This is a genomic window from Chryseobacterium sp. L12 (assembly GCF_056133985.1).
On the sequence record NZ_JBVYOF010000017.1, the window covers coordinates 167,785 to 180,330 of the forward strand.

Here is a 12,546-nt window from a genome sequence, read left to right on the forward strand (position 1 = left end):
ATTTTCTTTTAATTTTTCAATTGATTGCTAACAGTTTTATATTTCCCGGAGTTTCACCTGTTAGCTTTATTATTAAAACCGGATTTTTTAGTTTATCAGATTTGTATTCTTCACTTTCTACTTCTCTGTATTTGATTATGAGATCCTGATTTTTACTTTCTATTTCTTTAACTTCAATATCTCCGTAGAGAATTTTATTGAGTTTTGGTTTAAGCACAAGCAAATATTCACCTTCTTCAAAAGTCGGAATGGGTTCTGATCTTGAAAAATTCTTATTACTCAGTTTGCCATAAATTTCAACCGTTTTTTTAAATGTAGTAATAAGGGTTACTTCCGGAAGAGAAACATCTTTATTAAATCTTTTAACTTCGGAAAACTCAATTTTATTCTGCTGATAATTCACTATTGACTTGTTGTTTACATTATTATATACACCAGAATTACTGCAGCTTACGAATGCAGCCATCAGTAAAAACGATACTGTTAACAAAAAAGAGTTTTTCATTTAAATGTCTCAAAAAGCAAAGGTAATTATTATTGTATTTACAAAAAAAGTTTTTTTTAGATATAATGTGGTATTAACATAATTTTTTGTAAAATAAAAAAATAAATTTTACAAAATACTCATTTACAAACACATAAGAATTTACCAGAATCATACATTTCTTTTACAAATTTCCCGAAAAATCTGAGAGTAGATTTACACCAGTAAACAACAAAATTACAATTACCGTCATCTATAGATTTTGATTGGTAATCGTACAATATCCATAAAAATAATTATTATGAAAAAGAACATTATTACCATCATGGTATGCAGCACTTTTATTATGTGTAAAAAAGGAGAATCTGTAAATCTATCATCTGAACGTATAACACAACAGGTAGACAGCACTGTTGCTGATGTCAACAGCAAAGTTAATGAGACACAGCAAGAATCGAAAACTGATTTTGATTCTGCAAATATCAAAATTAAAGAATTGGATAAAACTAAAAGTAAGGCAATGCAGACGATTGAAGAAACTGCAAAAAGTATAGATTCTTTGTCCGAAAAAATTTCTTCTTTAAATCTGGAATCGTTATCAAAAAAAGATTCTTCAGAAAAGAAAAATGATAAAATTACGAGCAATGTTCCGGCGCCAAAGGTTATAAAAGAAACTAGAATTGTTTATAAAACAGAATCAAAGCCTAAAAATATTCCTGTAAAAGATATCATTACTAAAAATGGAGTGATTGAAATCAATGCGGAAAATACAGAAGCATCAAAAGAAAAGGTAAAACAGTTTATCAGTAAATATGATGGAATTTTGAAAAGTGAAAATACTTCACTCAATAACAACGAAAACAAAATTGCTTATCTGAAAGCGAAGGTTCCTATCCGGACATTTGATTTTCTGATGGATGATCTCAGCTACAATATCGGAATTGTTGAAAACAAAACTGTAGAAACAAATGGCAGCACTTACAAAAACGATATTTTATGTGATGTAGAAATTACCATTTACGGCAAAACAGAAAGCACTATAAAACCAGAAGAATCTCAAAGCTTTGGAGGAAAATCTTTAGCAGCAGTGTCATCCGGATGGAATGTAATTACTTCTGTTTTTCTCTTCCTGCTGCCGTTTTGGCCGTTATTCCTAATCTTAGGAACAGCCTATCATTTTTATAAAAAAAGACTGCGAAACAGCTCTGATAAAAAAAACAATTAAATTATAGTTAATTTTAATCAGATTTTAATGATAAGAATTATGAAATTATAAAAAAACATATTATTTTTGTTGCATAATATTTATTAAATATTTGGTTGGTAAAGTAAAAGGCTCTCAGATTGAGAGCCTTTACTGTTTATTTCATATTCACTACTTTATCTACAACATACCTTGTATTTCCTCTCCACGGAAGAGCACCGTTGTACTCTTTGTAATGAAGATCAAAAACTTTCCCGCTGTTGAGTTCCAACTGCTTGAAAACTTCAGGATCAGAAACGGAAAACTCAAACTCATAACTGGTAATTGTTCCTGTCTTTCCTTTTCCGAAACCTTCCTGGATCAGCTTGCCTTCATAGGTTTTAAAAACGTATCCTTTTTTGATGGCATAGTTCAGATAACCAGATTTCACCCCCTCTCCGAAGACGAAGAAAAATTTATACCAGAAGAAAACTCCTAATAAAAGCAGAATGACTCCGACAGTAATCCACAAAGGTTTTTTCATAGTAGTGTTTTTGAGTTTTTGTTTAATTATTTTGAAATACTTCTTGAGATCACAATTTTCTGGATTTCAGAAGTTCCTTCATATATCTGAGTAATTTTTGCATCTCTCATCATTCTTTCTACGTGATATTCTTTTACATATCCGTATCCGCCGTGAATCTGTACCGCTTCGATGGTAGTATCCATTGCAACCTGAGAAGCATATAATTTTGCCATCGCTCCACTTTCAGAAATATCTTTACCCTGATCTTTTTCGGAAGCAGCTTTAAAGCACAGCATTCTTGCAGCAGTAATCTGCGTTGCCATATCTGCAAGTTTGAAAGCAATTGCCTGATGATTGATGATCTCAGTTCTGAAAGCCTTTCTGGTTTTAGCATACTTAAGAGCCAACTCGTAAGCTCCTGAAGCAATTCCCAAAGCCTGAGAAGCAATTCCAATCCTTCCTCCGTTTAATACAGCCATTGCAAAGTTGAAACCAAATCCGTCTTCACCAATTCTATTTTCTTTCGGAACTTTTACATTATTAAAAATCAAAGAATGAGTATCACTTCCTCTGATTCCCAATTTATCTTCTTTTAAACCAATTTCAAAACCTTCCCAGCCTTTTTCTACGATAAAAGCATTGATTCCTTTATGTTTTTTCTCAGGATCAGTCTGTGCAATAACGATGTAGTAAGTTGCTGTTCCACCGTTGGTAATCCAGTTTTTGATACCATTCAACAAGTAGTAATCTCCTTTATCTTCTGCTGTTGTTTTCTGAGAAGTAGCATCAGAACCTGCTTCCGGCTCAGATAAAGCAAACGCTCCGATCACTTCACCACTTGCAAGAGGAGTAAGGTATTTTACTTTTTGCTCTTCAGAAGCAAATTTTTCAAGACCGGCACACACCAATGAGTTGTTTACAGACATTACTACGGCAGCAGAAGCATCTACTTTTGCGATTTCTTCTATTGCAAGAACGTAAGAAACGCTATCCATTCCTGCACCACCGTATTTAGGATCCACCATCATCCCCATAAGTCCCATTTCTCCCATTTTTTTAACCTGCTCTGTCGGGAACTTTTGATCACGGTCTCTTTCAATAACTCCCGGTAATAGTTCGTTTTGTGCAAAATCTCTTGCTGCCTGCTGAATCATCAGCTGTTCTTCTGATAAATTAAAGTCCATAAAATGTAAGAATTATATGTCTGTAAATTTACACTTTTTAGGCTAATGTTAAAAAAAATTAATGATTGCAGATAAAACATATATCATCAATAATTTTTAAATATTCAACAAAAATAAAAATCAATTCAATTATCTTCGGTATTATGGCACGCATTTTAAATATTTATAATTAATACGAAACAATTCCACAATTAAAAAAAATTCTTATATTTAAGTTTCAAACTATTATAAAAAAAATCATGACTATAAAAAGATTATTCGATATCCCTTATTATGCGCTGCAAAACCTTCCTAAAAATGATATGTTTGTTACAAAATATCAGGGTGAATGGAAAAAAACATCCACACAGGAGTTTATTAATCAGGGAAATAAAATTTCGCGCGGACTTCTGAAACTTGGCATAAAACCCGGAGACAAAATCGCTTTGATCACCACCAATTCCCGTACGGAATGGGCAGTAATGGATCTTGGACTTTCACAGATCGGTGTTGTCTCGGTACCTGTGTATCCTAGTATTTCTCCGGAAGATTACGATTTTATCTTTAATAACGCTGAAGTAAAATATTGTTTTGTATCTGATAAAGAATTGCTGGATAAAGTGATGAAAATAAAACATAATGTAGCGAGTTTACAGGGTGTCTTTACTTTTGACAACATCAACGGCGCAGCCAACTGGAAAGAAGTACTTGATCTGGGCGAAGATGATTCTACCCAAATAGAAGTTGAAGACCTTTCTAAAGCAATTAATACTGAAGAACTTGCAACCATCATCTACACTTCAGGAACTACAGGAAAACCAAAAGGAGTAATGCTTACTCACGAAAATATTGTGTCGAATGTTTTGGGTTCTGTTCCCAGAATTCCTAAAAATAAAAGTCTGGACTATAAAGACACCCGGATTTTAAGCTTTTTACCCATCTGTCATATTTTCGAAAGAATGCTTTTCTACTTGTTTCAATACAATGGGTTTTCTATTTACTTTGCGGAGAGCATCGAAAAAATGGGCGAAAACGTAAAAGAGGTAAAACCTCACTATATGAGCGTAGTTCCCAGACTTGTAGAAAAAGTGTATGATAAAATTTACAATACTGGCTCTAATGCAGGCGGATTGAAACAAAAAATATTCTTTTGGGCACTGAATTTAATTCAGAAGAAAAAAGTGATTTCAAAACCTTCCGGACTACAGGAAATCATTGCCGATAAATTGGTCTTCAAAAAATGGAGAGAAGGACTTGGCGGCGAAATCATTACTCTAGTTTCAGGATCTGCAGCACTGTCAACAAGACTGAATCTGATGTTTCAGAACGCAGGAATTCCCATTCTGGAAGGATATGGGCTTACCGAAACTTCGCCTGTAATATCCGTTAACTCTTTCGGAAAAATGAAAGTGGGAACAGTGGGTCATCCGTTGGATAATTTGACGGTAAAAATTCAGGAAGATGGCGAAATTACAGTAAAAGGACCTTCTGTTTTCAAAGGTTATTTTAAAAATGAAGAAATGACCAGAGAAACATTCACCGAAGATGGTTTCTTTAAAACCGGAGACATCGGTCATATCGACAGCGAAGGCTTCCTTCAGATTACAGATCGTAAGAAGGAAATGTTCAAAACGTCAGGCGGAAAATATATTGCTCCCCAAACAATTGAAAATCTGGCGAAAGCATCAAAATTTATTGAGCAGATTATGGTTGTAGGTGATGGCGAAAAAATGCCGACAGCTTTTGTACAGCCCGATTTTGAGTTTGCTAAAAACTGGGCATTGAGAAATAATTTGAATCTGGGAACAACGCCACAGGAAATTGCCAAAAGTCCTGAACTGAAGGCAAGAATTGAAAAAGAGATTGATAAGATAAACGAACATCTTGGCAATTGGGAAAGAATTAAAAAAATTGAACTCACCCCTGAAGTATGGAGTATTGAAAGCGGGCTTCTCACTCCTACTTTAAAACTAAAACGTAAAGCAATTAAAGAGAAATTTATAGATCTTTATAATAAGATGTACGGACATCAGGAATAAATATAAAACCGCTTCAAAAGAAGCGGTTTTATATTTTTATCTTTTAATTAAAAACAAGATGGGAATTTTGATGCTTTTCAGCTTGTTTTGATGTACATTACAGTTATATAAAAAAGCTGCCTTTTTAAATTAAGGCAGCTTTTTATATTTTAAAACGAAGTATTATTAGAATTTAATCACAGATTTCATTTTCTCTGTTTCTTCGATTACCAATTCGTCATCCACAAGAATTTTTCCTGAATGCTCATCAATGATGATTTTCTTTCTCTGAGCGATTTCCATTTGCTTTTGCGGCGGAATCGTGAAGAATGAACCTTTCGGAGCTCCTCTTTCCAAGCCTACAACTGCTAAACCTGTAGAAGAGTTACTTCTGATTCTGTTATAGGAAGCCAGCAATCTTTCGTCAATTTTAGAAGCAAATTCTTTAGATTTTTCTATTAAATATTCTTCTTCTTTCTGCGTTTCTGAAATAAGACCGTTCAATTCTTCCTTCTTGAATTTAAGGTGATTTTTAAGATCATTAATCTTGTTATTCAGCTCTGCTAAAGTTTCTTCTTTATGACCAATTTTAGCGCCAAATTCACGGATTCTTTTTTCGGCAAGCTGAATTTCCAGTTCCTGATATTCTATTTCTTTTCCTAACGCTTCAAATTCTTTATTGTTTCTTACGTTATCCTGCTGAGATTTGTATTTTTCAATAAGCGTTTTGGCGTGATTGATCACTTCATTTTTTGTATTGATCTGATCGTTCTGATCTTTTATTTCTGCATGAAATTTCTCAGCTCTCGTTTCAAGACCTTCAATCTCAATTTCAAGATCTTCTACTTCAATTGGCAATTCTCCTCTTGTGTTACGGATTTCATCCAATCTTGAATCGATGATTTGAAGATCATACAAAGCTCTTAATTTTTCTTCGACTGAAATTTCGGTGGTTTTTGCCATATCTAAAGGAAATAATTTACTGGGTTTGTTTTTTCACTAGATTTTAAGATTGCAAATGTACTAATTTTTTGTGATAAAATTTCAAATATTTGTTGAGCAACCCATTGTTCAGATTCATAATGTCCCACATCGCAAATCAGCATCCGGGATTCTGCCAGAAAATAGTCATGATATTTAAGATCTCCTGTAATGTAAGCATCACACTGGTTTGCCAAAGCAGATTTTATTCCGCTGGCTCCGGAACCACCCAAAACCCCTACTCTTTTAATTTTTTTATCTATGAAATCTGAATGTTTGATAACGTCTACATTGAGTTTACCTTTAATAAATCTCAGAAAATCTTTTTCGTCTATTTCATCATCAAATTCGCCAAACATTCCCAAACCTGAATATTGATTATGATTGTCCAGACTGTAAATCTGATGCGCAACTTCTTCATAAGGATGCGCTTTTATCATGGCTGACGTAACTGCTTTTTCTTTATAAGCTTCAAAAATTACAGAAATCATGCTTTCATCCGCATTTTCACGTACATTCTGATGTCCTGAAAAGGGATTAGAACCTTCATTGGGTCTGAATGTTCCTTTACCTTCGATAGTAAAACTGCATTCATCATAAAAACCAATATTCCCGGCTCCCGCTTCAAATAATGCTTCCTTTACAGCTTCTGCATAGTCATTCGGAACTAAAACTGTCAACTGTTTCAGGTTATTTTTCTTAGGCTGAAGAATTTTTAAGTTTTTAAGACCTAGATGGTTGCATATTCCTGCATTCACTCCAAAAAAATCATTATCGAAGGCTGTATGTATGGCATAAATCGCAATTTTGTTTTCTATGGCTTTTAAAACCGCTCTTTCGACATAATTTTTTCCGGTAATTGATTTTAATCCTGAAAAAATAATAGGATGAAAACAAACAATAAGGTTACAGTTTTTAGAGACAGCTTCATCAACCACATTTTCCAGAGCATCATGACAAACAAGGATTCCGCTGACGTTTCTTGCCGGAACTCCGCATAATAATCCGACGTTATCAAAATCTTCTGCCTGCGGAATGGCAATCTGCTTTTCTATGATAGAAATTACTTCTTTTATTGTCATTTTATTCTGTAAGTTTGTTACGAAATTAGTTATTATTTAGTTAAAACAAAAAACATTCATGGAAAGAGAACACGATCTGGCTGCCGGAGACAAGCTTTGGAAAAAAATCTGGTTTCGCATTATTTACCGGGCAGATACCAGAATGGGAAAACTTTTTGATGTGGGTTTGCTGATTCTTATTTTGCTGAGTACTTCTATCATCATGATGGAAAGTATTCCGAAGCTCAATAAGGAGTTTAATCTTTATTTTATAATAATTGAATGGATTATTTCTATCATTTTTACCATTGAATACGGAATGAGAATAGCCGTTGTTAAAAATAAAAAAAATTATATTTTCAGCTTTTTCGGAATTATAGATTTTCTTTCACTTGTTCCCTTTTATCTTAGTTTTTTCTTCCCTTTCACCAAATATTTCCTGATTTTCAGAATGCTGAGAATGCTGAGAGTTTTCAGGATTTTTAATCTTCTGGATTTTATGAATGATGGGTTTGTGATCGTAAGAGCATTGCGAAACAGCTCAAGAAAAATTTATATTTTTCTTCTGTTTCTGGTTATCTTTTCTGTTATCGTAGGCTCTTTAATGTTTATGGTGGAAGGTGGAAGACAAGGATTTGAATCGATCCCTCAATCTATATATTGGGCAGTGGTGACAGTAACTACTGTAGGATATGGCGATGTCTCACCGATTACTCCTGCCGGAAAAATTTTCGCAGTTATTCTGATGCTTGCTGGTTATTCTATCATTGCTGTTCCTACGGGAATTGTAACTGCAGAAATGAGAAATAAAAGACAGAATCTGGAAAAGGTGTGTGAACGCTGCGGAAATGAAGATATTGATGATGATGCAAGATATTGCAAACAGTGTGGCAAGAAATTGGCTTAGTAGTTTTTATAAAAATTCTATTAATTCAATACCACCAAAATCATGGAACCACAAAAAAGAAACAGACCCAACAATTTAGTTCTTGTTTTAATTGCTTTGACAGCATTAATGATTATTATATACGGCGTACTCGTTATGTTTTTCCCAGCCGTTTTTGAAAATATGAATACTGGCGAAATACAACCTGTAAGACCTAATGAATAATTCTTAAATCTGAATGTCTTAAAGTTTTGTTATTTGTAATATAACTTACTTTTAAGTTAGTTATTGTAGATATTAACATAAAAAAACTCCCTTTTCGGGAGTTTTTCATTTGATTATGTTGGTTTCTAATTGCTTTCCTTCACTTTTCTATTCATTTTAGCTCGTACAGCAATGGCAGCAGCTAAAACAAACAATGCAGGAATATAATCATCAATAGGAGCAGGATTTGGATCTCCGGGATTTCCGGGATAAGTATCTTCGTCTGCTACCTCGTTCTGAGTTTCATATACATAAGGATTATCTGATGTTTCCTGTTCCTGCGCTAATACAAAACCGGAAACAGCAAATAAAGCAGTTATTAATATCTTTTTCATATCTTAATTTTCATTTTTCAAGTTATATGTATCGCCTGTCTGTTGTTTTTAATCAAATCAGTCAGGCGATTCCATTATTCTTATTTAATTATTTTTTTCGTGTATTCTTTACCTTCAGATACTGCTTTTACAACATACACTCCTTTTGCATCCAGAGTGATTCTGATTTCCTTAGAACCTCCCTCAACAGTCTGAATCTGTCTTCCTGAAGCATCATAAACGATTACACTATCAATATTTTTGTTGTTTCTTACCACAAAGTGATCTCCGTTTCTGTACACTTCAAAAGAGTCTTTAGAAACCTCTGAAGTTGATAATACGCCCAGTTTGTAAACAATCTCGAATCTGCTGGAAACATCTCCCGAGTTGGCTGCAAATGAGTAAGTATTATTCTGAAGATCAGTATAAGTTCCCGTTACTTTATCATGAAGATAAATCGACTGTCCGTTATTGAAAATTCCTTCTTTCTGTACCAATGAAATGGTGAAGTTCCCGTTTTGGAAATGTTTTGCACCTACAGGAACCACATCATTGATATTGAAGCTTTCTCTCCCCTGAATCACAAGTTTCTGAGTGCCTGCCAATGTATAAAACGCATCAGAACCTGTTCCGATTGCTTTTGAATCGTACTGATCAAATGAGTTGGACGCTCCGTTGATATAAGCTACTGCAAATGTATTGTTCGTATTATAAGAAGAGTTTAATCTCAACCAGAATTTTCCTTCCGCAGATGAATTGTTCTTGTTGTAAAAAGTCGCCGGAGCTGCAGTTCTCATATCATTGTTAAAACTTAGAGAAGTATCTGCTGTATTAGTCGCTTTGACGATGAATCCTTGTCCTATTTTTACGCTGTTTTCCGTAGGGATAACCGAAATATTCGGAGCCGGAGTCCAGATTTGAGAAACCGGGTTATAGGTTGCATATCCTACGTTTGTAGTGGTAGCTCCACCCTGTACCGTTACGCTGTTGCTGGTGTTGTCCCAGAAATAGAAAGTATTTAAGATTCTTGTTAAGTTGGCATTGTAGAACGCTACTAAATCAAGATTTGACGGATAAGGATTTCCTACAAGGTTGTATCCGTTCCCTGCCGTTGACAAAGTAAAAGTCTGGGTGCCGTTGTTGGGTGTTCCAACAAATTTTAAAGATGTCTCAAAATAATTAGACATAGGTGTTTTAATAGAATATCCTTTTGCAAAAGCAGAAGTTGTAGAAGCTGCGTTCACAAAATAATCAGTCGCTGTATTATATTCTGTGATGAATTGCGGAGTACCTCCGCTTTCGTAAATGTTACTTAGATTTTGAGACATAACAGGAGATGACCAGAATGCGTATTGATCAACGTAGCTTGTTCCCTTTTTTCTTACGGTAAACACTCCTGAATAATTTAAAACAGATCCATCTCTCTGAATAAGATTTCCATCATTTTTTATTGTAACATCACCTGCATTGATTGTGTTTCCAGAAGTTATTTCCAGTACGGCATCCTTATTAACAATGATGTTTTTAGCGGTGAATGCAGGATTTGAAACAGTGGAATAAGGTGCATCAATGATGGCCGTTATATTTGCTGTAGGTGCTCCATTACTCCATGATGTTCCGTTCCAGACTGTAGTAATTAAATTACTGCAGTCTGTAGAGAAATATATATCTGGATATTCCGCTTGTGCATCCGCTAATTGTACATCGTCTATGCATACAGATAAGTTATTGTTTAAGGAACCTGAAAAGTAAGGACCTTCATATGCTCCATTTCTAAGATTCAGTTTTACTAAACCTGACATATTTATAACACTGATTCCGTATAAATTTGAAGCATTGGAAACGTCAAACTGGGTGATTAATGGGCAATATACTAATGTTACTGTTGATAATGCTAATGAATTATTAGGCATAATAGCATTAATAAGTGTTGAGCAATATTCAATGCTTAAATTTTCTAAAGAACTACATTGCGAAAGATCTAAAGTGTTAAGTTGTGTACCCTGAATGATAAAATCTTTAAGAGCAGTGCAACCTAGAAGATTTAAAGTGTTTAAATTCCCCCCAAAGCTAATCTCCAAATTATTATTGTATCCTATAAAAAAATTAACTAAGCTAGAGCAGTTATTTAAGTTTAATTCTTTCAACTCTGCATTACCGCCTAATTTTAAATTAACCAACGATGTGCAGTTTTGCGCATTTACCAATTCAAGATTTTGAGGTAAACCATCATTATTCTCATGCGGTTTAAATGCTTTTAAAGTGTGTAGATGAGATAAATTGCTAATATTAACATTCGGCATAAAACGAGCCGTATTTACAATATCAATCTCTTCTAGTAATGGTGTAGGAGAAAAATTAACAGTACTGATAGGCTGATTAAAAGCCACAAGTTTTTTTAAACTAGGAAGCCCTGCAAGATTTAATGTAGTTGCGGTTCCTAAAGTAACAGAACCCATTGAGGATGACGTGTAAATATATCTGTTATAAAATCCGCAGTCTAATTCTTCAAGATTCACTAAACCTGCAGATGATAAATCAATATTCGGAGCATTAAGACCTTTTATTTTCTTTAAAGAAGAACATCCGTTTACGTTGAGTAATGATATATATGGCAAGATATCTTGTGTTGTAATTTGCTGTAAGTTGACACAGTCATTTGCCACCACTTCTACAGGAATGGATGCAAAATTTCCATAAGCTAAAGAAGATAATTTTATATTAACTAAAGATGACAAGTTTGGGACATTGAGTTTTTCAAAACCACCATCAACTATTATGGTTAAATCACTTACAGGACTGTTTTCAATGGTAAGTTCTTTAAGTATTCCTTCAATAATCTGATTGGGGATAAGTTGAGAACAATTTTTGATGCTCAGTTTTTCAGCAGTAATAGTGGCATATTGGCTATTTACAGGTGAGGTTATTACATCATTCAATGTTTGTAAAGAGGAACAGTTATCAAAAGTAAATGCAACAATACTTGGATTAACGTCTATTGATGGCATATACTTTACTTTTCTGATGTAATTATTATTTAAATAATTCAGAATTACAGAATGTGCATGATAAATGTAAAGTTCTTCAACATTGGCAAATAATGTTGCATCAGAAACACTATCCGGGACTAAGTTACTTGCAAATGTGGGAAGCTGTACTTTTAATATTTTTACTTGTTGAGCTTCCGAGAGCTGAATTTCTCCATCGCCGTTTGCATCAATAGCAATAGAATTTCCGTTAACGTCTTTTGCAATACTGTTGCCCGGATTGGAACTTAAGATTAAACTTTTGAATTTGGAATCTGTGAAATTCAGATTTTGAGAGTAAGCCGATGAAAATAAGCTTACACAAAGAGCAATGAGAGTTTTTTTCATTTGTGTTTTTTTAGATTGAAATTAGAGATAAAATCAACAAGGCAAAAGTACAAATATTTTTTCTCTGCTACAAAAAAAATCACATTACGGTGTTATTATTTTGATTTTAAAATACCTCAATATGAATCTATTGAGGAAAGTTTAAATTAAAATTTTTGTTTGACTAAATTCTCAGCAGATTGAAGGAATCTGGCTTTTACAGTGTTTTTATTAACGTATTCAAAGAACTTAGGAGGATAAAATGCCTCTACAATATGCTTTTCTTTCTTAAACTCAGGAATAATGGTCTTTG

General features: G+C 33.8%; 11 protein-coding genes. 4 read left to right on the plus strand and 7 right to left on the minus strand.

Annotated elements, in window-relative coordinates:
• Window positions 1–16: 16 nt before the first annotated feature.
• Complete coding sequence (locus tag AC0NBN_RS10880) at window positions 17–505, minus strand: hypothetical protein (protein WP_312343426.1); 489 nt, start codon at window positions 503–505, stop codon at window positions 17–19.
• 280 nt (window positions 506–785) lie between these two features.
• On the opposite strand from AC0NBN_RS10880, the gene AC0NBN_RS10885 reads away from it, so the two are divergent.
• Window positions 786–1,709 (plus strand): DUF4349 domain-containing protein, encoded by a 924-nt coding sequence (locus AC0NBN_RS10885; protein WP_160811851.1) that lies wholly within the window; start codon window positions 786–788, stop codon window positions 1,707–1,709.
• 136 nt (window positions 1,710–1,845) lie between these two features.
• On the opposite strand, the gene AC0NBN_RS10890 is transcribed toward AC0NBN_RS10885, so the two are convergent.
• Together AC0NBN_RS10890 and AC0NBN_RS10895 are read right to left on the minus strand one after the other, a co-directional pair.
• Entirely contained in the window at window positions 1,846–2,211 is a 366-nt protein-coding gene (locus AC0NBN_RS10890; protein WP_143883313.1) for a hypothetical protein, read from the minus strand.
• Between the two features lie 26 nt (window positions 2,212–2,237).
• The gene (locus tag AC0NBN_RS10895; protein ID WP_143883312.1) at window positions 2,238–3,377 is read right to left on the minus strand and encodes an acyl-CoA dehydrogenase family protein; all 1,140 of its coding nucleotides are present in this window, start codon (window positions 3,375–3,377) and stop codon (window positions 2,238–2,240) included.
• 239 nt (window positions 3,378–3,616) lie between these two features.
• On the opposite strand from AC0NBN_RS10895, the gene AC0NBN_RS10900 reads away from it, so the two are divergent.
• On the plus strand, window positions 3,617–5,395 hold the full coding sequence (locus tag AC0NBN_RS10900) for an AMP-dependent synthetase/ligase (protein WP_160811850.1): 1,779 nt from the start codon (window positions 3,617–3,619) through the stop codon (window positions 5,393–5,395).
• 165 nt (window positions 5,396–5,560) lie between these two features.
• On the opposite strand, the gene AC0NBN_RS10905 is transcribed toward AC0NBN_RS10900, so the two are convergent.
• Together AC0NBN_RS10905 and AC0NBN_RS10910 are read right to left on the minus strand one after the other, a co-directional pair.
• Entirely contained in the window at window positions 5,561–6,337 is a 777-nt protein-coding gene (locus AC0NBN_RS10905) for a zinc ribbon domain-containing protein (protein WP_143883310.1), read from the minus strand.
• A gap of 2 nt (window positions 6,338–6,339) precedes the next feature.
• Window positions 6,340–7,437, minus strand: coding sequence for a Nif3-like dinuclear metal center hexameric protein (locus AC0NBN_RS10910; protein ID WP_160811849.1), 1,098 nt, complete (start codon window positions 7,435–7,437; stop codon window positions 6,340–6,342).
• A 58-nt stretch (window positions 7,438–7,495) separates the two neighbouring features.
• Here AC0NBN_RS10910 and AC0NBN_RS10915 point away from each other — a divergent pair, with 58 nt between their 5' ends.
• A complete protein-coding gene (locus AC0NBN_RS10915; RefSeq protein WP_143883308.1) occupies window positions 7,496–8,323 on the plus strand; it encodes an ion transporter in 828 nt (275 codons plus the stop codon).
• Window positions 8,324–8,365: 42 nt separating this feature from the next.
• Window positions 8,366–8,527 (plus strand): hypothetical protein, encoded by a 162-nt coding sequence (locus AC0NBN_RS10920; RefSeq protein ID WP_160811848.1) that lies wholly within the window; start codon window positions 8,366–8,368, stop codon window positions 8,525–8,527.
• A gap of 125 nt (window positions 8,528–8,652) precedes the next feature.
• Here the strand turns inward: AC0NBN_RS10920 and AC0NBN_RS10925 are convergent, their stop codons facing one another.
• The gene (locus tag AC0NBN_RS10925; protein WP_160811847.1) at window positions 8,653–8,901 is read right to left on the minus strand and encodes a hypothetical protein; all 249 of its coding nucleotides are present in this window, start codon (window positions 8,899–8,901) and stop codon (window positions 8,653–8,655) included.
• Between the two features lie 80 nt (window positions 8,902–8,981).
• Window positions 8,982–12,254, minus strand: coding sequence for a T9SS type A sorting domain-containing protein (locus AC0NBN_RS10930; protein ID WP_160811846.1), 3,273 nt, complete (start codon window positions 12,252–12,254; stop codon window positions 8,982–8,984).
• Window positions 12,255–12,546 lie beyond the last annotated feature (292 nt).